Below are 19,440 nucleotides of genomic sequence, written 5' to 3' on the forward strand. Positions count from 1 at the left end.
AAGAAATCAGCCTCCCACTTGTCACGCTCCGGGATCACGGCATAACGTACCGGCATTGCCGCCACACCAGGAGCGCAGGGCTCCCAGGGACATGCGGCAACAAGGGCGATCACAGGTGACGATCACAGCTGACGCATCATTCGAAGTTCTGCCCTTCACCCGTACCTGCCGCCATATCTGGGAAGACGGCGACCATGTGCTCATCGGCGTGAGTCCTGGCAACAGCTACTTCAGTGCCGAGCGCGTGTCCAGTCTCGCCCGATGGGCCACGACCCGCTTCGCGCAGGTCGACTTCGTGTACGCAGACCTCCACGTGGACCGGATGTTCGCCGCTTTCGGCTACACCACGGAACACGCGCAGAAGCGTGCGGCGAAGGAGATCAAGGCGGTTCGGAGGAGGATCGTCAAAGGCGTCGAGGAATCAGGGCCTCAGCACGCCGAGATCCGAGTGAGGGCACTTTCGGAGTTCCAGGCGAACCCCGTCTACCGGCTTCTGCACCGGCGCGTACTGCATTTCCTCGACACCGACGACGTATTCCGCAAGGGCTGCGAGGAAATGGCCCTGCATTTTGTCGGCTCCAAGTTGCCCGAAGGTGAATCCATCACGGACGCGCAGTTGCGTGTGTGTTTCGACTACATGGCGGCGGAGCTGCCCTTCTTCATCGACACTCCCAGCATTCTCGACGTGCCCTCCTCCGTCGCCGCCTACCACGTCAAGATGCCGATGACGGACGTCCTCTTCGCCCGCGGCGGGGGCCTGCGCGCCACCCGCAACCAGGCGTACGCCGTCGTACGCCCCGAGCCCGCCGTCTCCCACGGCACCGCCGCCGCAGCAACCGAAGGGAACGTCGATGAGCGTCGAGCAGCTTGAGGGCCGGGAGGACCGGGAGCAGCCGCTCCTGGACTTCCCGCTCTCGCGGCGCGGTGACGTCCTCCCGCAGGAGTGCGCCTGGCTGCGCGAAAAGGCTCCCGTCGCCAGGGTCCGCACCCTGACCGGGGACCCGGCCTGGCTGGTGAGCAGCTACGCGCTGGCCAAGCAGGTGCTGGAGGACGAGCGGTTCAGTCTCAAGGACACCGCCAACGCCGGGGTGCCCCGCCAGTACGCGCTGACGATCCCGCCCGAGGTCGTCAACAACATGGGCAACATCAACAGCGCCGGTCTGCGCAACGCGGTGATGAAGGCGCTCAACCCCCGCCAGCAGGGCCTTCAGGAGCTGCTGCGCGCCACGGCCGGGGAGCTGCTCGACCGGATCGTCGCCGAGGGGGGCCCGGCCGACCTCCGGGCCGGCTTCGCCGACCCGTTCTCCGCGGCCCTGCACTGCCGGGTGCTGGGGGTGCCGTTCGAGGACTGGCGCCGGCTGATGTCGGGGCTGGACGTCGCGTTCATGACCGTACGCGAGCCGTTCGCCGACTCGGCCCTCAACTGGTACAAGGACGTCGGCTACTTCGCGGGGCGGCTGGAGGCGCAGCTGGCGCTGCCGGCCGAGGAGCGTACGGGGCTCCTCGGCAGGTTCGCCGGGCTGAAGGAGGCCGATCCGGAGTCGGCCCACCTGACGGACGAGATGTTCGCGACCGTCGCCGTCTCGCTCTTCGGCGCGGGCGCCGTCTCCACGTCCGCCTTCCTGGTCCTCGCGGTCCTCGCGCTGCTCCAGAAGCCCGAGCTGATCGGGTATCTGCGCGAGCACCCGGAGCGCATGGGCCGGGCCGTCGACGAGCTGCTGCGCTGGAACCTGTCCGTCGGGGACGGCCTGCCGCGCATCGCGCTGGCGGACGTCCAGGTCGGTGACGTCCTGGTCCGGGAGGGCGAGCTGGTGCTCGTCCTGCTGGAGGGGGCCAACTTCGACCCGGAGGCCTTCGAGAACCCGGACGAGCTGGACCTCGAGCGGGAGAGCTCCCACCCCAACCTCGCCTTCGGCGCCGGCCGGCACTTCTGCCCGGCCTCGGCGCTGGGCCGGGCGCACGCCGAGATCGCGCTGGAGGTGCTGGTCGAGCGGCTGCCCGGGCTGCGCCTCGCGGTGCCGGCGGAGAACCTGGTGTGGCGTACGGGCTTCATCAAGCGGCTGCCCGAGCGACTTCCGGTCGCCTGGTAGCCGCCTGGTGGATGTCGGTGTCCCGGGAGCTGTGCGAGCTCCCGGGGCGCCGTCGCATGCGGCGACGACCGGCGGCTACCGGAAGATCCCGGTGTGGCCGAGGGAGTAGCGGCCGGGCTGCGGGTACACGGCGAGGCCGTGGGGGCCGCCGCCGACCGGGATCCGGGCCAGCTGCTTGCCGGTGACGGTGTCGATCGCGTAGACCTCGGAGTTGTAGCGGCCGGACAGCCACAGCACCTTGCCGTCGGCCGAGACCCCGCCCATGTCGGGGCTGCCGCCGTCCGGGAGTTCCCACTTCTTGGTGAGCCGCTTCTCCTTGAAGTCGAAGACGGAGACGGTGCCCTCGCCCCGGTTGGAGACGTACATCTCCTTGGAGTCGCGGCTGACGTACAGGCCGTGGCAGCCCTTGCCGGTGGGCAGCAGCTGGGGGACGTCGAACTTGTCCCCGCTGAGCACCCACATGCCGTGCGCCATCATGTCCGCGACGTAGAAGGTCTTTCCGTCGGGGGAGATCTTCACGTCCTGGGGCATCGCGCCCTCGAAGGGGAGCTTCTGCTGGCCGACGACCTCCATCCGCTCGGTGTCCACCTTGAGCAGTTCGCCGGAGAACTCGCAGCTCACGATGAAGTAGCGGCCGTCCGCCGAGAAGTCGGCGTGGTTGACCCCGAAACAGGTCACCGGGACGGTCTTCACGCGGTTCATGGTGTGCGGGTCGCGGAAGACCAGCTCGCGGTCCATGGAGGCCATCACGACCGCGTACTTGCCGTTGGGCGTGAAGTACAGGTTGTACGGGTCGTGGACCTCGACGGGTGCGCCGGCCTCGCCGGTGGCCGGGTTGATCGGGGTGAGGGTGTGGCCGCGGTTGTTGTTGACCCACAGGGTCTTCATGTCCCAGGAGGGCACCACGTGCTGGGGCTGGACGCCGACCGGGATGGTGTCGATGACCTTGTAGGTGGCCGGGTCGATGACGGACACCGTGTTGGAGTTGGTGTTGGGCACGTAGACGCGGGACGGGAAGTCCTTGACCACCGGGGAGAGCCGGTTCGGCCGGTCGGCGGCGTACACGTCGTTCGGGTCGAGCAGCGGGGGCATCCCGGCCAGCCCCGGGGGCACGGCGGGGACGGCCTTGACGGGCTTGGCCGGGCCCTTGGAGCCGAGCGCCTCGGCGGGGGCCTTGTCGGCCGAACCGCAGCCGGCCAGGGCGGCGAGGACCAGACCGGCGAGCAGCACGGTGGCCTTCCGGGGAAGGCGGATGGTCGTCATGAGGTCAGCAGCTCCGTGGTGGTCACCGCGCGCAGTTCGCGGCGCGCGAGTTCTTCGAGGAGGGGCGGCATCGCGTCGACCGTGTCCGCGTAGCCGAAGTGCAGGCTCACCACCGATCCGCCCTGGATCGTCCCGGTGACGGTGCGGATGACGGCCGCGGCGCCGGGCGAGGTGAAGTCGAGGGAGTCCACGTCGTACGAGAGGACGTGCGGGTAGCCGGCCCGCTGGGCCAGCTCGCGGACGAGCGGACTGGCGTACTGGGTCTGCGAGGGGCGGAACCAGGTGCCGATCGATCCGGTGAGGCGCTTGAGGCGCTGGGCGCAGTGGGTGATCTCGGCGTAGGCCTCCGCCTCGGGCAGGTCGTTGATCGCGAGGTGGCGCTGGGTGTGGTTGCCGAGTTCGTGGCCGCCGTCGAGGATCCGCCGGGCCATGGCGGGGTGGGCGTCGAGCCAGCTGCCGATGGCCAGTACGGTGACCCGCGCGCCGGCCTTCTCCGCCGCGGCCAGCACGGCGCGGGCGATGGCGGGGTCGCCGTTGCCGTGGAAGGTGAGCGCGACCTTCGCCCGCTCGCGGGGGCCGTGCCCGATCTCGACGGGCTGCCCGGGGAACCGGCGGGGGGCGGGGGCCGCCTGGACGGGCTTGGCAGGCCGGGCCGGCTCGGCGGGCCTGGCGGGAGCGGGCCGGACGGGCCCCGGCGCCGCCGGGCCGCCGTCCGCGCCGCAGGCCGCGGTGAGGGCACCGGCGGCGACCGCCGCGGTGGCGCGCAGGGCCGTACGGCGGTCTGGGTAACAGAGCACCTGCCCATTTAAGGGCCGGACGACCCCGAAGGTAATGATTGACCCAATTTGGGACTTTCGTCAGCGGGGCCCGCACAGCAAGGTGTCCAGTATGTGATCAACGATTTACGCAGAGCGGTCGATATTTATTCGTTGATTACGAGGCGCGTGGCCCATCTCACCTAGGATTTAGGTGGAAACTCTTGGGATATGCACACTTATGTCCGACTCGGGACTTTTGGCGTTTGAGCCCTCGTCTGCCATAGTCGGAACCACGGCTTCCCTTTGACCCGAGCGAAGTCCACCGCCGAGGATCACACCCCAATCGATCCTCGGCGCACCCATGAAACCCCCGCAGCGCCCCACCTCGGCGACAGGGGGTTTCTGGCTTTCTAGCGGTCGGCGACCCGCATCTCGAACCAGGTGATCTTGCCGCGCGGCAGCAGGTCGGCGCCCCAGCGGTCGGACAGCTTGTCGACGAGGAACAACCCCCGGCCGGTGGTGTCCAGCTCGTGCACCGGCATCAGACAGGGCAGCCCGCGCGAGGGATCGCGCACCTCGACCCGGATCCAGCCGCGCCGGCGCAGCATCCGTAAGCCGAAGGAGCGGGCCCCGGTGTGGCGCACCGCGTTCCCGACGAGTTCCGAGACCAACAGGACGGCGTGCTCCGAGATCTGCGGCGACAGCCCCCAGAAGCGGACGACAACGCTCTGGGTGAGCCGACGGGCCGTGCTCGCGGACTCCGGCATGGACGGCAGCGTCACTTCCGCCTCGGCCGGGTTCCCGTACAACTCCAGGGCTCTGAGGCCCTGTTCGTCCTCGACCGCCGCCGTCAGCCGTACGGCCGAAGCGCTGCTGCGCTGCCGCGGCTGTTCCACACCCTCCAGGCCCGCCATGCACCCATCATGGACGTCCGGCGCACCCGTCCGGGCCGTTCCCCGGGAATACGCCCCCCGGAATCAGCGATTCCGAGGGGGCGCCCCGGCATATGCGAACGGCAACCGAAGGCGGCAGGAGCCACCCTGACCTGGTGTGACGTTCCGCTGCCCGACGATCACCGTGAGTGGATCAGCGATTCTCCTTAAGGTTGCCTTAAGGCCTGGCTAATCCACCCGCAGGGGTTTCTCCAGTCACGCTCAACCGACCGTGCTCATACGGCTGGGCTCAACCGGCTGCGCTCATACTGGGCTCATACAAACTTGGCCTTGCCCGGGCCCTCTTCGACGAAGCTGCGCATACCGCGCTCCCGGTCCTCGGTGGCGAACAGGCCCGCGAACCAGTTGCGTTCGATGGTCAGGCCGGTGTCGATGTCCGCCTCCAGGCCCGCGTCCACGCACTCCTTCGCGGCGCGCAGCGCGAGCGCCGGGCCCTGGGCGAGCTTCGCGGCCCAGGCGTGCGCCTGCTCGTACACCTCGGCGGCGGGCACGATCCGGTCCACCAGGCCGAGGGCGAGGGCCTCTTCGGCCTTGACCATCCGGCCGGTGAAGATCAGGTCCTTGGCCTTGGAGGGGCCGATCAGCCGGGACAGCCGCTGGGTGCCGCCCGCGCCCGGGATCAGGCCGAGCAGGATCTCGGGCTGGCCGAGCTTCGCGTTGTCGGCGGCGATCCGGTAGTCGGCGCACAGGGCCAGCTCGCACCCGCCGCCGAGGGCGTAACCGGTGATGGCGGCGACGACGGGCTTGGGGATCCGGGCGACGGCCGTGAAGGCGTCCTGGAGACCGCGGGACCGGGCGACCATGGCCGCGTGGTCCATGTTCTGCATCTCCTTGATGTCCGCGCCGGCCGCGAACACCTTCTCCCCGCCGTAGAGGACGACCGTGCGCACGTCGGCACGGTCGGTGGCCTCCACCGCGAGCTCGCGCAGCCGGTCCTGGGTGGCGATGTCCAGGGCGTTCATGGGCGGGCGGTCCAGCAGGATGGTGCCGACGCCTTCGGAGACTTCGAGAGAGATGGTCATACGGGGAAGGTTAGCGTCGGTTAACCCAAGGTGGCCCGGTGCTGTGGGTCACAGCACCGGGCCACGGGACTACGTACGCGCTGTGGCTACTTGATCCACTCCGCCCAGTCCATGTTCCAGCCGTTGAGGCCGTTGTCCGGGGCGATCTGCTTGTCCTTGGAGTTCTTCACGACCACCACGTCGCCGATCAGGGACTCGTTGTAGAACCACGCGGCGGGCGTGCTGTCGTCGCCGGCGCCGCGCTCGTCCTGGAGGCCGACGCAGCCGTGGCTGACGTTCTCCGAGCCGAAGGTGCTCGAGGAGGCCCAGTAGTTGCCGTGGACGAAGGTGCCGGAGGTCGAGAGCCGCATCGCGTGGGGGACGTCGGAGATGTCGTACTCGCCGCCGAAGCCGACGGTGGCGCCGTTCATCCGGGTCACCTTGTACTTCTCGCTGATGACCATCTGCCCGTTGTAGGTGGTCGTCGCCGGGGCGCCCGCGGTGATCGGGATGTTCTTGATCACCTGGCCGTCGCGGACGACCTCCATCTGCTTCGAGGTCGCGTCGACCGTGGTGACCTGGGAACGGCCGACGGTGAAGGTGACCGTACGGGTCTGCTTGCCGTAGACCCCGGGGCGGCCCTCGACGCCGTCGAGGGCGATCTTCACGGTGACCTTGGTGCCCGCGGCCCAGTACTTCTCGGGGCGGAAGTCGAGGCGGTCGTTGCCGAACCAGTGGCCCTCGACCGGCACGGACGGCTCGGCCGTGACCTGGATGGCCTTCTCGACGCCCTCGGTGTTGGTGATGCCGCGGGTGAAGTTGATGGACACCGGCATGCCCACGCCGACGGTCGTACCGTCCTCGGGGGTGTAGTGGCCGACGAAGGTGTTCTGGGGAGTCAGGGTGGTGAAGGTGGTGTCCTTGGCGGACTCGCGGCCGGCCTCGTCCTTGGCGACCGCGTGCACCTTGTACTCGGTGGCGGCGGCCAGGTGGCGGGCGGGCTCCCAGCTCGCGCCGTCGGCGGCCAGCTTGCCCTCCACCGCGTTGCCCTTGGTGTCGGCGACGGTCACGGTCGTCAGCTTGCCGCCCGAGCTGGTGATCTTCAGGATGCCGCTGGTGGCGACCTCCTTGGACCCGTCGTCCGGCTTGACGTTGACCACGGCCTTGGACGCCTCGGTGCCGGTCTTCGCCGCGGCACCGCCGCTCTTGCCGTTGTCCCCGCCGCTGCCCCCGCTGTTGCCGCCGCCACTGCACGCGCTGGTCAGCAGCAGGGCCGCTCCCAGCAGGAGGGCCGGCAGGCCGGTGCGGACGCGGCCGCGTATCGGCTGCAGGTTCACTCGTGTTCTCCCCATGTCCCCCGCGCGCGGACAGTCGCGCGCTTGTCGACAGGAAATCACATGGGGAGACTACGAATAGGCACAGTCATGTCACCGTTCCGTCCCAACTGCCGGGGCGTCCGGGGTGTCAGTCCTCGGAGCCGGCTCCCATGGGCCAGTCCCCGGGGTGCCAGCCGGGGCCGTCGGGCCGGCCGTGCTCCGGGCGGCCGTATTCGGGCCCGCCCTGCTCGCCGTGCTCGTCGTGCCCGCCCTGCTCCTCGTGCCCGCCGTGCTCGGGGCGGCCGTGGTCGGGCTTCCCGTGGCCGTCGGGCTTGCCGTGGCCCTCCTCCTCGCAGTGGCAGACCTCGCCCTCGTGCGCGCGCTTGTTGAGGAGCGTGACGGCGATCCGGTGGCCCGGGGTGCGTCCGTCCAGCGTCAGCGGGCCGGTCACCGGGTCGCGCGGCAGGACGTAGCCGTCGGGGACGTCCGTCTCGACCACGTAGTACTCACCGTCGGCGAGGCCCTCGAAGGCGCAGACGCCGTCCCGGCCGGTGGTGCAGTCGCCGCCGGTCCGCTCGTCGGCGTTGATGCCCCGCCGTTGCAGGCCCTCGGTGTGGTTGGTCTCCTTCCACAGCTCGAACTCCGCCCCGCGCAGCGGCCGCTTCGTCTTGGCGTCCTTCTTCAGGACCTCGATGGTCCCGCTCCGCTCCTCGTCCTTCTTCCGGTTCGGGATGGTGAGGACGACGACCTCCCTGACGTCGCCCTCCTCCAGTTCGAAGGCGGTGACCGCGTCGGCGGGGCGCTCGTAGCCCGGCGGGAGGCCGACCTCCCGCCAGTAGTAGCGCTCCCCAACGGGCAGTTCGACCGTGCAGGTGCCCCGGGCGTCGGTCAGGCAGGTGCCGTCGAGCCGGGTGTCGGGGTTGTCGCGGCCGTCCTGGAAGCCGGGGACGTCGTTGCTCTCGCGCCACAGCTCGAAGCGGGCGCCGGGCAGGGCCTCGCCGGTGTCCTTGTCGACCTTCCGCAGGACGACCCGGGCGCTGCCGCCCGGGTCCGGGGACCTGCGGTTCACGGCCACGTACCGGACCCCGGCCGCGGCGTTCTCGGCCGTCAGGACCAGTTCGCGGATGGGCCGGTCGGGGAGTTCGTACCCGGGGGGCGCGGCCGTCTCGCGCCAGTAGTAGGCGCCGAGCTCCTCGACGCGCGCACAGGTTCCCTCCGATCCGGTGGTGCAGTCCTCGAGCTTGGTGTCGGCGCCGTCGCCCTCGTACTGGAGGCCGTCGCGGCCGTTGGTCTCCTTCCACAGTTCGAACTTCGCCCCGGGCAGCGGCCGGCCGGCCTCGTCGTGCTTCACGACGGAGACCGAGCCCCTGGCCGGCGGGGTGGGCGCGCAGTCGGGCAGGTCGCCGTCGAAGGGGTAGGCGTGGAACTCGGCGCCGAGGCCGGTGGTCTCCGTCGGGCTGGTGTGGGTCAGGCTGCCGGCGGTGAAGAAGCGGCCGTTCACGCCGATCACGGAGACGGTGGCGACCGAGGCCTGCGGGCCGATCAGGACGCTGCCGCCGAGCTGCGCCGAGCCGGCGAGGGTGACCGACTGGGCGTCGGGGAAGTTCCACAGCAGCCGCTCGCGCAGTCCGGCGGGCAGGAGGGTGTTGTTGACGCGGACGGCGGGGGATTCGCCCGTGACGTTCACGAGGACGGTGGCGCCCGGCGGGATCTGCCGGAAGCTCACCGTCTGCTGGGCGCCGTTCGGTCCGGAGAGGTCGAAGTCCACGTTGAAGACCTGGAGGGGCGAGGTGCCGTCGCCGGTGAAGACGGTGCCCTGGGTGCTCCACACGGCCCGGCCGGTCGGCGTGCGCGGGACTCCGCCGGGCAGGGCGTAGCAGGTGCTCGCCTCGGTGAGCGCGCCCCGCAGGCGGGTGTAGGGGGCGGCCGCGTTCTCGTCGCGGGTGCGGGTGCCGGTCACGTTGCCGGTGAGGGTGCCCGCGTACTTGACGACCCCGCCGTCGGCGAGGAGGGTCTGGCGGGCAGCCACGGTGACGTCCTCGCCGGTGGTCAGGAAGTCCGCGCCGTTGGACGGGGGGACCCGGGAGCCGACTCCGGCGATGCCCACGTTGTAGACGTTGCCGCCGGCGGACTTGTTCAGGTCGAAGTCGCCGAGGACGACGACCCGGCCCTCGGCCTCGGCGGCGCCCCGGCGGACCAGCATGTCCCCGCCGACGAAGACGTTGACGTTGTTGTCGCGGCCGGCGAAGGGGAGGTTGTTGGGGTCCGGCCAGACGGACGGGCAGGCCTCGCCGGCGCCGGTGCCGGGGATGCACGGGCCGAGGCCGCCGGGGAGCGGGGCCCTCAGGGTGCGCGCCATCGGCGGCGGCTCGGCGCCGGGACCCGCCGCGAGGGCCGAGGGGGTCCCCGCCGCGAGTACGACTCCCACGGCCAGCCCGAGGGTCCAGTTCCTTGCTGACATGACGCTCCGTCCGCTGTCTCGGCCACCCGCCCGCGCCGGTGGCCCTGACAGGCTGCGGGCGGGCTTCGGCGCGGCGGACGGAAGACACTCTGCGGCCGGGGCATCGCGGTCCGACAATCACTCGATTGCACCGCTCCCCCGGGGTGCGGGGGCCGGTGAGGTGTGTCAGCGGCCGGTGGAGTGCGTCAGCCGGTGGCGGTGTGCGTCAGCCGGTGGCGGAGCCCGCCACCCAGTCCGCCCAGGACATGTTCCAGCCGCCCAGTCCGTTGTTGGGGGCGACGGTCTTGTCCTGCGAGTTCACCACCTCCACCACGTCCCCGATCAGGGTCCGGTCGAAGAACCAGCCCGCCGGGGTGTCCGAGCCGCCGCCCTTGTCGTCGCGCAGGCCCACGCAGCCGTGGCTGGTGTTGGTGGAGCCGAAGGTGTCGGGGCTGGCCCAGTAGTTGCCGTGCAGGAAGGTGCCGGAGGCGGTGAGCCGCATGGCGTGCGGGACGTCCGGGATGTCGTACTCGCCCTTGCCGTCGTCGCTGGTGAAGCCGACGGTGGCGCCGTTCATCCGGGTGACGTCGAACATCTCCATCACCACCATCCTGCCGTTGTAGGTGGTGTTCTTGGGTGCCCCGGCGCTGATGGGGATGGTGGACAGCAGCTCCCCGTCCCGGCGGACCTCCATGGTGTGCGCGGCCGCGTCCACGGTGGAGACCTGGGAGCGGCCGACGGTGAAGCGGACGGTCTTGTCCTGGATGCCGTACGAGCCGGGCGCGCCCTCGACGTCGCGCAGCTTCATCTTCACGGTGACCTCGGTGCCGGCCTTCCAGTACTCCTTGGGCCGGAAGTCGAGGCGCTCGTTGCCGAACCAGTGGCCCACGACCTCCACGGCCGGGTCGGCGGTGACGGTGATGGCCCGTTCCACGTCGGCGCGGTGCTTGACGGCCCGGCTGAACTTGAAGGAGACGATCATGCCGGTGCCGACGGTGGAGCGGTTCTCGGGCTTGAAGTAGCCGATGAACCGCTCCTCGGGGACGTAGGTGGTGAAGGTGGTGTGCCGGGCCTGGCGGCGGTTGTGCCCGTCGAGGGCGACCGCGTCGACGGTGTACTTGGCGGCGAGCGAGAGCCGTCCCCCGTCGGGGTCGGGGCTCCAGCTGAGCCCGTCGGCGGCGATCTCCCCGGGGACCTCCTCCTCCTGGGCGTCCTCGACCTTGGTGACCTTGACCCGCTCGAGGCGGCCCTCGGGGACGTTCACCCGCAGCGGGCCCTCGGCCGGGACGCCCTTGGCGTTGTCGTCGGGGGTGATCCGGATGGCCTCGTCCGGTGAGCGGGGTTTTCCGGGCAGCTGGATCTCGACCGGGGATCCGCCGTCCTCGGTGCAGCCGGTCAGCCCGCCCAGCAGGCCCGCCCATGCCGCCACGGCGGCCAAGCCCGCCCCTGCCCGCCTCGTCAGAAGAGTCACGCCCCGTCCAACGACCGGGGCCCTCCGGGGGAAACGTGAGGGCCGGGCACGTTCCGGGCAGAACAGTCCGGGCAGAACAGTGGGAAGGACCAGACGGGGCGGGCCCAGGCCGGGACGCCGGGCCGCACTCCTCCCCGACGGTACCCAGGAGCCGTGGAGGCGGGCAGTGTCGAGCGCAGCCGAGCAAGAGGCGGTGGATGCCACCGCCGGCGACCCCAGCAGGGTCGCCGGGGGCATGGACGCCGTGCGGGAGCGGGTCCAGGCGAAGGTGTTACGGGCGGCCGCGCACCCGCCGCCACCGGTGTGGCCCGGCTCCTCGCACCCCCTGGGGGCCCGCTTCCACGCGGGTCCGGCCGGGGTGGAGGGGACGAACTTCGCGCTGTGGGCGCAGGGCGCGGAGGCGGTGGAGCTGTGCCTGTTCGACGCGCTCGGGGCGGAGACCCGCTGCACCCTGGCCGAGCTGACGCACGAGATCTGGCACGGCTTCGTCCCGGGTGCGCGGCCCGGGCAGCGGTACGGCTTCCGGGTGCACGGGCGCTGGGATCCCTGGACGGGCGCCCGGTACAACCCGGCGAAGCTGCTGCTGGACCCGTACGCGCGGGCGGTCGACGGCGACTTCTCGCTGCCGCCGGAGGTGTACGGGCACGTTCGGGACTGGCCGCAGCAATACATCGCGGACACGGTGCGCGACGACCGGGACTCGGCCCCGTACGTCCCGAAGGGGGTGGTCGTCCACGATGACGACGACTGGGCGGACGACGTCCGGCCGAAGACCCCCTGGGCCGATTCGGTGATCTACGAGCTGCACGTGCGCGGTTTCACGATGCGCCATCCGGGGGTTCCCGAGGAGCTGCGCGGCACGTACGCGGGGCTCGCCCATCCGGCGGCGGTCGAGCACCTGGTGAAGCTGGGGGTCACCGCCGTCGAGCTGCTGCCGGTACACCAGTTCGCGCACGAGGACCACCTGCTGCGGCGGGGGCTGCGCAACTACTGGGGCTACAACTCGGTGGGCTACTTCGCCCCGCACGCCGGGTACTCCTCCAGCGGGACGGCCGGGCAGCAGGTCGGGGAGTTCAAGCGGATGGTCAAGGCCCTGCACGCGGCCGGGATCGAGGTGATCCTCGACGTGGTCTACAACCACACGGCGGAGGCGGGGGAGCTGGGCCCGACGCTGTCGCTGCGCGGGATCGACAACCGGGGCTACTACCGGCTCCAGTCCGACCAGCGCCGCTACGCCGACTACACGGGCTGCGGGAACACCCTGCACGCCGGGCGTCCGCACGTGCTGCGCCTGATCACCGACTCCCTGCGCTACTGGGTGACGGAGATGGGGGTCGACGGCTTCCGCTTCGACCTGGCGGCGGCGCTGGCCCGCTCGATGCACGACGTGGACATGCTGTCGCCGTTCCTCGCGGTGATCGCCCAGGATCCGGTGCTGCGGCGGGTCAAGCTGATCGCGGAGCCGTGGGACGTGGGCTCGGGCGGCTACCAGGTGGGGGCGTTCCCGCCGCTGTGGACGGAGTGGAACGACCGGTACCGCGATGCGGTGCGGGATTTCTGGCGGGGCGCGCTGCCCGACGTACGGGACCTCGGGTACCGGCTGTCGGGATCGAGCGACCTGTACGCGTGGGGCGGGCGGCGGCCGTACGCCTCGGTGAACTTCGTGACCGCCCACGACGGTTTCACCCTGCGCGACCTGGTCAGTTACGAGCGCAAGCACAACGAGGCCAACGGGGAGGCGAACCGGGACGGCACCAATGACAACCGGTCCTGGAACTGCGGTGCCGAGGGCGGGAGCGACGATCCCCGGATCGGGGCGCTGCGCCGGCGCCAGCTGCGCAACCTGCTGACCACGCTGCTGCTGTCCACGGGTGTGCCGATGCTGGTGGCGGGCGACGAGTTCGGGCGCACCCAGGGCGGCAACAACAACGCGTACTGCCAGGACAACGAGACGGGGTGGGTGGACTGGTCGCTGCTGTCCGACCCGGCGTGGAGCGAGCTGTTCGCGCTGACCCGGCGGCTGATCGCGCTGCGCCAGGCCCATCCGGTGCTGCGGCGGCGGGCGTTCTTCTCCGGGCGGGCTCAGGGCGCGGACGGGCTGCGGGACCTGGCCTGGTTCACCCCGGCCGGGGCGGAGATGACGGAGCGGGACTGGTACGCGCCGGCCGCGGCGGTGGGGCTGTACCTGTCGGGGCGGGACATCCCGGGCCGCGACGAGCGGGGCCGCCAGGTGACGGACGACAGCTTCCTGGCGCTGCTGCACGCCGGGGACCGGCCGGTGGAGTGGGTGCTGCCGGGCGCGCCGTGGGCGGGGGCGTACGAGCTGGTCCTGGACACCTCGCGGGAGGCGCAGGCGGCCCCGCCCGGCACCCGCCACCGGGGCGGGGAGGCGCTGACGGTGCCGGCGCGGTCGGTGCTGCTGCTGCGGGTGGTGAGCTGACGGGGCGCCCGGTCCGGCGGGAGGCGTCCGCATCGCCGCTTCAGGACGTAACGACGGATCCGGAGCGGAAGCCTTCGCTCGCCCTGCGATGATGTGCCCTTCTCGTGAACACACGGACAGATGAGCACACGAACAGGGGTACGCATGGGGAGAGTCGGCACCGCGCTGCGCGAACTGCGGGGGGCGCAGAAGTCGGCGAAGGGGGTGTCGCTCTACTCGCGGTTCGTCAACCGGCCCGCCGGGCGGTACCTGGCCGCCGGGTCGTACGCGCTGGGGCTGACCCCGAACCAGGTGACGCTGGTCAGCGCCGCGTTCAGCTTCGCCGCCGTGGCGGCGGTCGCGCTGGCGACGCCCTCGTGGGGGCTGGGGATCGCCGTCTGGGCCGCGCTCGCGGTCGGCTTCGCCTTCGACTCGGCCGACGGGCAGCTGGCCCGGCTGCGCGGGGGCGGCAGTGCGGCGGGCGAGTGGCTCGACCACGTCGTGGACGCCGCCAAGCTCACCGCTCTGCACTCCTGCGTACTGATCGCCTTCTACCGCTTCCCCGAGGCGTACGGGACGGGCTCGGACGCCTGGCTGCTGGTACCGCTGGGCTTCCAGTTCGCCGCCGTCGTCACCTTCTTCGGGGGGCTGCTGACCGAGAAGCTCAAGCCGAAGGCGCCCGCCGGCAGCACCGCCGCCGCGCCGTCGACCCTGCGCGCGGTGGCGTTGCTGCCCGTGGACTACGGGGTGTTCTGCCTGGTGTTCCTGCTGCTCGGCGGCGGGTCGCTGTTCCGCTGGGCGTACGCCGGACTGGGCGCGGTCGCCGCCCTGTTCCTGCTGGCGTTCCTGGCGAAGTGGTTCCGGGAGCTCAGCGCCGTTCGGCGGTGAAGGACTCCCCGGGCTGGCCGCCCTGCTGGGCGAGCACGTCCAGGGCCCGGCGCAGCTGGGTGCTGGACGTGTGCACGGTGTAGGGGAAGTAGACGACGTCGACCCCGTGGGCGGCGAAGTCCCGTTCCAGCCGCAGCCCCTTGGGCGTGCCCCGCCAGTCGTCGCCCTTGAAGATGACGTCGAAGCGGACCTGCTTCCAGGTCTCCACCTTGTCCGGGACCGTCTCCACGAAGGCGGCGTCCACGTATTTGACGCTGCGTACGATCTCCAGCCGCTCGACGAGCGGGATCATCGGGCGCCGCCCCTTGGCCAGTTCGGCCATCTCGTCCGAGACCACGCCGGCCACCAGGTAGTCGCACTGGCTCCGCGCGTGCCGAAGGATGTTCAGGTGCCCTATGTGGAACAGGTCGTAGGCGCCTGGCGCGTAGCCCACCCGGTACGGTCTGCGCGCGGACGGCACAGGCTCGGACATGTCGTGCTCCGTCATCGGTTACCCCCCAGCGGCCGCACCCCCCGGTGCGGCGGATTAGCAGACAATATCGTGCACGTTCCGCATCAAGTCGGTGAACGAATAGGGTGACGTGCGCATCATCCAGGGGAGAAGGGGACGTTAAGTGTCCACATCCGGTCACCGGCGACTGCTGCTGGTTTCCACCAACTACGCCCCCGAGCATGCGGGCATAGGCCCGTACGCCACCCAGATCGCAGAGCACTGGGCGAGTACCGGCCACGATACGCACGTACTCACGGGCATGCCGCACTACCCGGCCTGGTCGGTCGAGCCGGAGTACAAGGGGGCGCTCCGGCGCACGGAACGGCGCGCGGGGGTCACGGTGCACCGGCGTGCGCACACGGTGCCGTCCCGTCAGACCGCCGTCACCCGGGCCCTGTTCGAAGGATCGATTCTGCTGCACGGCGCCGTGGCCCCGCCCCGGATGCCGAGGCCGGACGCGGTCATGGCGCAGATGCCCAGCCTGGCGGGCGGGGTCACCGCCGCCCGGCTCGCGGCGCGCTGGAAGGTGCCGTTCGTACCGGTCGTCCAGGACCTGATGGGCGCCGCCGCGGCGCAGAGCGGCATCAGCGGCGGGGACAAGGCGGCCGCGCTCGCCGGGCGCGCGGAGGCGTACGCCCTGCGGCGCGCCACCCTGGTCGGCGTCATCCACGAGACCTTCGTGGACCGGGTCGTCGGGATGGGCGTGGACCCGAAGAAGATCCGCCTGGTCCCCAACTGGTCCCACGTGTCACAGCCCACCCGGCCGCGCGGCGAGACCCGCCGCCACCTGGGCTGGGCCCGCGGCCAGACCGTGGTCCTGCACTCGGGGAACATGGGCCTCAAGCAGGGGCTCGAGGTCCTCGTCGGCGCTGCCCGGCTGGATCCGGACGTCAGGTTCGTCCTCATGGGCGACGGCAGCCAGCGCGCGGCCCTCGCCGACCTCGCGGCCGACGTGCCGAACCTCGACATCATCCCCCCTGCCGCCGACGGGGAGTTCCCCGACGTCCTCGCCGCGGCGGACGTCCTCGCGGTCACCCAGCACGCGGCCGTACTGGACATGAGCGTGCCGTCCAAGCTCACCTCCTACTTCCAGGCCGGCCGGCCCGTCCTCGCGTCCGTCGCGGCCGAGGGCGGAACCGCCCAGGAGGTGGAACGTTCCGGCGCCGGGGTCCTCGTACCGCCGGAGAACCCCGAGGCGCTGCTGAAGGCCGTCCGGGCACTGGCCGAGGACCCGGAGGGCGCCGCCGCGCTGGGCGCGGCCGGGCCGGCCCACGTCGCGGCCCACCTGAGCCGTGAGGCGGGCCTGGCCCGCATCGACGCACTGATGGACGAAGCGCTTGGGGGACTGCGGCCGTGACCGAGACGAACCGCCCGGCAGCGGCCCCGGCCGAGGACGAACCCGATCTCCTGCGGGACCAGTTCAAGCAGCTCCTGCGCTACCGCCGGCTCATCGGCGCGGGCGTGGGCATCGGCCTGCTGGGCGGCGTCTACCTCGGCATCTCCACCGCGGACACCTACGTGTCCGTCGCCGACGTCGTACTGCGCGCACCCACCGACGACCCCTTCAACCCGAGCCTGGCCCCCGACAAGGCCATCAACATCGGCTCCGAGCGCCAGGTCGCGCTCTCCAGCTCCATAGCCGAGCAGGCCGCGAAGAAGCTCGGCGTGGCCGACAAGGACTTCGCCGCCCTGCGCGGCGGCCTCCAGGTGACCAACCCGCCGCAGACGATGGTGCTCCGCTTCACCTACACCTCGGCCTCCCCCAAGGAGGCCGCCCGGCGCGCCAACGGCATGGCCGCCGCCTACCTGCTCAAGCGGCAGGAGGCCCTCGACGTCACCCGCGAGAAGATGGTCAAGGGCTACGAGGCCCAGCGCGACCCGATCGCCAAGCAGCTCGACGAAGTGGCCCGGCAGATCAACAGCATGCCGGCGGGCACCCCCCGCGACGGGGCGCTCTCCTCCCGGACCGACCTCCAGAACAAGGTCAACACCCTCAACGGCAACATCGCCAAGCTGGCTGCCCTGGACATGACCCCGGGCCGGGTCACCAGCGCCGCGACCCCGCCCGGCGCACCCGACGGGCCGGGCCTGCCCATGTCGCTGGCGCTCGGCGCGGCCGTGGGTCTGGCGCTCGGCCTGCTCGCCGCCTGGGTCCGGCTGGTCTTCGACCCGGCGCCGCGCTCCGAGGGCGACGTGGCCCGCTCCCTGCGCGCGCCCGTACTGGGCTACCTGCCCCGGGACAGGACCGGCGGCGGGCCGCTGCTCGCGGCCGGCGAGGCCGATCCGCGGCTCGCCGAGGAGTACCGCTCGGTCGCCTTCCGGCTGGCCTACGACTCCCGGTTCGCCGACCGGCGCCGGCTGCTGGTGGTCGCCCCGCGCGGCAGCAGCGAGACCGCCGCCGCCGTGGCCGTGAACCTGGCCGCCTCCTTCGCCGAGACCGGCAAGGACGTCCTGCTCATCGAGGCCGACCTGCGCACCCCGGTCCTGGCCAGCCAGCTGCCCACCGGCGCGGGCGGCCGGCCGCGCTGGAGCCAGCTGCCGGGCGGCGGGGCCGCCGGCGACCCCTCGGCCGCACGGCACGGCGACTCCGACTGGCCCGACGGGCGCCAGCTCGTCGTGGACGCCGGGGAGTCGGGCGCCTTCGACCTGATCCCCGGGGAGCGGGTGCGCAACGTGCCCCGCGCGCTGACCTCCCCGCGCGCCACCCGGCTGATCTCCGAGGCCGACTCCCCCAACTCCACCGTCGTCGTCCTCGCGCCGCCCGTGCTCTCGTACGCCGACGCGCTCGCCCTGGTCGACCGCGTCGACGGCGTGCTGGTGGTCTGCGACCCGCGCGCCGTGCACCGCAGCGACCTGGCCCGGATCCGCGAGCTGATCAGCGGCGCCGGCGGCACCGTGCTGGGCGCGGTGCTGCACACCCCGCCGCCCTCCGAGAAGCGCGGCGGACTCGGAAAGGCCAAGGGGGCGCCCGGCACCTCGGCACCGGACGCGCAGGACGCACCGGACGCACCGGACGCACCGCGGACGCCGACCCGCGAGCCGGCCGGACCCGAGCAGCAGGCCCCGGGCGACGCCACCGACACGGTGGCGCTGCGCACCGTCCGCACGGGCCGCAGGTGAGCCGGAGGGCTCTCGCCGCGGTCTCCTCGGTCCTGGACCAGGCCGCCTCCAGCGCCACGAACATCCTGGTGCTGGTGCTGGCGGCCCGGCTGTCCCCGGCCTCGGGCTTCGCCGACTTCTCGATGGTGTACGTGACCTTCAGCGTGCTCCTCGGGCTGAACACGGCCTACGTCGGCCAGAGCGTGGTGCTGGAGAAGGGCGAACCCCTGGGCGCCGTGTGCCGCTCGGCCGTGGGCTTCACCGGGGCCGCCTCCGCCGCCGCGGGAGCGCTGCTCGTGGTGGCGGGTCTGCTGGTGCCCGGCGGGGCCGGCCGGGCCTTCCTCGCGCTGGGCCTCGTACTGCCCCTGGTCCTCGTACAGGACGGGCTGCGCTACTGCTTCTCCGCCCTGCGGGTGCCCGAACGGGCGCTGGCCGCGGACGCGCTGCGGCTCGGCTGCGTGGTCGCGGCGCTCGCCGTACAGCCCGAAGGGGCTTCCGCGGGGCGGCTGGTGCTCGTGTGGGGGGTCTCCGCCCTGCCGGCGCTGGCGCTCGGGCTGTGGCTGCTGCGGCCCCACGTCCGCGGCTCCCGCACCGACCTGCGCCCGTACCTGCGGCGCGGGCACCTCGGGCAGCGGTTCGCGGTCGAGTTCGCCGTGGGCAACGGCTCCAGCCAGCTCGCGGTGCTCGGGCTGGGCGTGTTCGCCACCCCGCTCGCCGTCGGCGCCCTGCGCGGCGCCACCACCCTCTTCGGGCCGCTGAACGTGCTGTTCAACTCGGCCAACGCCTTCGGGCCGCCGGTGGTCGGGCGGGCCTCGGGCAAGCGGGGCGTGGTCCGGCTGACCGCCCTGATGGGCGCGGCCCTCGCGGTGCTGGGCGCCGGCTGGGCGGCGGCGCTGTACGCCCTGCCCGACCGGCTGGGCCGGCAGCTGCTCGGCGACACCTGGGCGGCGGCCTCCGCGCTGCTGCCCGCCACGGGCGCGCAGTACGCGGTCATGGGCCTCGGCACCTGCGCCCTGCTGACCCTGCGGGTGCTCAATCCGAAGGCCACGCTCTCGCTCCAGGTGGTGTTCTCGCTGCTGTCGGTGGGCCTGCTGCTGGGCGGGTACGCCCTGTGGGGGGTGGCGGGCGCGGCCTGGGGGCTGGCGCTGGGCTCCGCCGCGAAGGCCGCCGCGGGCTGGCTGCGGGTGGCCCGGCTGAAGGTCCCGGCCGAGGTCGCGGCCGCCGCCTGAGGTGCGGGGCGGGGCCGCGC

General features: G+C 72.0%; 15 protein-coding genes. 7 read left to right on the forward strand and 8 right to left on the reverse strand.

Annotated features, from left to right (window positions below):
• Nucleotides 1-115: 115 nt before the first annotated feature.
• Together OOK34_RS04400 and OOK34_RS04405 are read left to right on the forward strand one after the other, a co-directional pair.
• A complete protein-coding gene (locus OOK34_RS04400; protein ID WP_267032544.1) occupies nucleotides 116-871 on the forward strand; it encodes a tRNA-dependent cyclodipeptide synthase in 756 nt (251 codons plus the stop codon).
• Entirely contained in the window at nucleotides 852-2,090 is a 1,239-nt protein-coding gene (locus OOK34_RS04405; protein WP_267032545.1) for a cytochrome P450, read from the forward strand. The genes OOK34_RS04400 and OOK34_RS04405 overlap by 20 nt, the downstream gene beginning before the upstream one ends.
• Before the next feature lie 75 nt (nucleotides 2,091-2,165).
• Here OOK34_RS04405 and OOK34_RS04410 read toward each other — a convergent pair whose 3' ends face one another.
• From OOK34_RS04410 to OOK34_RS04440, 7 genes are all read right to left on the reverse strand, one after another.
• A complete protein-coding gene (locus tag OOK34_RS04410; protein WP_267032546.1) occupies nucleotides 2,166-3,353 on the reverse strand; it encodes a YncE family protein in 1,188 nt (395 codons plus the stop codon).
• Nucleotides 3,350-4,150: a polysaccharide deacetylase family protein gene (locus OOK34_RS04415; RefSeq protein WP_267032547.1), complete on the reverse strand. Its 801-nt coding sequence runs from the start codon at nucleotides 4,148-4,150 to the stop codon at nucleotides 3,350-3,352. Before OOK34_RS04415 ends, OOK34_RS04410 begins: the two co-directional genes overlap by 4 nt.
• Nucleotides 4,151-4,521: 371 nt before the next feature.
• Nucleotides 4,522-5,025: an ATP-binding protein gene (locus OOK34_RS04420; protein WP_042801828.1), complete on the reverse strand. Its 504-nt coding sequence runs from the start codon at nucleotides 5,023-5,025 to the stop codon at nucleotides 4,522-4,524.
• Between the two features lie 293 nt (nucleotides 5,026-5,318).
• A complete protein-coding gene (locus OOK34_RS04425; RefSeq protein WP_267032548.1) occupies nucleotides 5,319-6,086 on the reverse strand; it encodes an enoyl-CoA hydratase/isomerase family protein in 768 nt (255 codons plus the stop codon).
• An 86-nt stretch (nucleotides 6,087-6,172) separates the two neighbouring features.
• A complete protein-coding gene (locus OOK34_RS04430) occupies nucleotides 6,173-7,396 on the reverse strand; it encodes an Ig-like domain-containing protein (RefSeq protein WP_267036617.1) in 1,224 nt (407 codons plus the stop codon).
• A gap of 133 nt (nucleotides 7,397-7,529) precedes the next feature.
• Nucleotides 7,530-9,842, reverse strand: coding sequence for a choice-of-anchor A family protein (locus OOK34_RS04435; RefSeq protein WP_267032549.1), 2,313 nt, complete (start codon nucleotides 9,840-9,842; stop codon nucleotides 7,530-7,532).
• Between the two features lie 205 nt (nucleotides 9,843-10,047).
• On the reverse strand, nucleotides 10,048-11,259 hold the full coding sequence (locus OOK34_RS04440; RefSeq protein WP_267032550.1) for an Ig-like domain-containing protein: 1,212 nt from the start codon (nucleotides 11,257-11,259) through the stop codon (nucleotides 10,048-10,050).
• Between the two features lie 268 nt (nucleotides 11,260-11,527).
• On the opposite strand from OOK34_RS04440, the gene glgX reads away from it, so the two are divergent.
• Nucleotides 11,528-13,732 carry a glycogen debranching protein GlgX gene (gene glgX / locus OOK34_RS04445; protein WP_267036618.1) on the forward strand — a complete coding sequence of 735 codons (2,205 nt, stop codon included), beginning with the start codon at nucleotides 11,528-11,530 and terminating at the stop codon, nucleotides 13,730-13,732.
• Nucleotides 13,733-13,876: 144 nt separating this feature from the next.
• A complete protein-coding gene (locus tag OOK34_RS04450; RefSeq protein WP_267036619.1) occupies nucleotides 13,877-14,599 on the forward strand; it encodes a CDP-alcohol phosphatidyltransferase family protein in 723 nt (240 codons plus the stop codon).
• Here the strand turns inward: OOK34_RS04450 and OOK34_RS04455 are convergent.
• Nucleotides 14,580-15,071: an adenylyltransferase/cytidyltransferase family protein gene (locus tag OOK34_RS04455; protein WP_267032551.1), complete on the reverse strand. Its 492-nt coding sequence runs from the start codon at nucleotides 15,069-15,071 to the stop codon at nucleotides 14,580-14,582. The genes OOK34_RS04450 and OOK34_RS04455 overlap by 20 nt on opposite strands.
• Nucleotides 15,072-15,243: 172 nt before the next feature.
• On the opposite strand from OOK34_RS04455, the gene OOK34_RS04460 reads away from it, so the two are divergent.
• From OOK34_RS04460 to OOK34_RS04470, 3 genes are read left to right on the forward strand one after another with little or no spacing between them, the layout of a single operon-like run.
• Nucleotides 15,244-16,449 carry a glycosyltransferase family 4 protein gene (locus OOK34_RS04460; protein ID WP_267036620.1) on the forward strand — a complete coding sequence of 402 codons (1,206 nt, stop codon included), beginning with the start codon at nucleotides 15,244-15,246 and terminating at the stop codon, nucleotides 16,447-16,449.
• Nucleotides 16,446-18,212, forward strand: coding sequence for a lipopolysaccharide biosynthesis protein (locus tag OOK34_RS04465; protein ID WP_267032552.1), 1,767 nt, complete (start codon nucleotides 16,446-16,448; stop codon nucleotides 18,210-18,212). Before OOK34_RS04460 ends, OOK34_RS04465 begins: the two co-directional genes overlap by 4 nt.
• Nucleotides 18,209-19,420 carry a hypothetical protein gene (locus OOK34_RS04470; protein WP_267032553.1) on the forward strand — a complete coding sequence of 404 codons (1,212 nt, stop codon included), beginning with the start codon at nucleotides 18,209-18,211 and terminating at the stop codon, nucleotides 19,418-19,420. Before OOK34_RS04465 ends, OOK34_RS04470 begins: the two co-directional genes overlap by 4 nt.
• Nucleotides 19,421-19,440: the final 20 nt, after the last annotated feature.

This window comes from Streptomyces sp. NBC_00091, from assembly GCF_026343185.1.
Taxonomy (GTDB): Bacteria; Actinomycetota; Actinomycetes; order Streptomycetales; family Streptomycetaceae; genus Streptomyces.

Bases quoted from the DNA above. Each gene is read 5' to 3' on its own strand.
- OOK34_RS04420 (WP_042801828.1), bottom strand. From the start codon at position 5,025: ATGGCGGGCCTGGAGGGTGTGGAACAGCCGCGGCAGCGCAGCAGCGCT.
- OOK34_RS04425 (WP_267032548.1), bottom strand. From the start codon at position 6,086: ATGACCATCTCTCTCGAAGTCTCCGAAGGCGTCGGCACCATCCTGCTG.
- OOK34_RS04405 (WP_267032545.1), top strand. From the start codon at position 852: ATGAGCGTCGAGCAGCTTGAGGGCCGGGAGGACCGGGAGCAGCCGCTC.
- OOK34_RS04410 (WP_267032546.1), bottom strand. From the start codon at position 3,353: ATGACGACCATCCGCCTTCCCCGGAAGGCCACCGTGCTGCTCGCCGGT.
- OOK34_RS04450 (WP_267036619.1), top strand. From the start codon at position 13,877: ATGGGGAGAGTCGGCACCGCGCTGCGCGAACTGCGGGGGGCGCAGAAG.
- OOK34_RS04455 (WP_267032551.1), bottom strand. From the start codon at position 15,071: ATGTCCGAGCCTGTGCCGTCCGCGCGCAGACCGTACCGGGTGGGCTAC.
- glgX (WP_267036618.1), top strand. From the start codon at position 11,528: ATGGACGCCGTGCGGGAGCGGGTCCAGGCGAAGGTGTTACGGGCGGCC.
- OOK34_RS04435 (WP_267032549.1), bottom strand. From the start codon at position 9,842: ATGTCAGCAAGGAACTGGACCCTCGGGCTGGCCGTGGGAGTCGTACTC.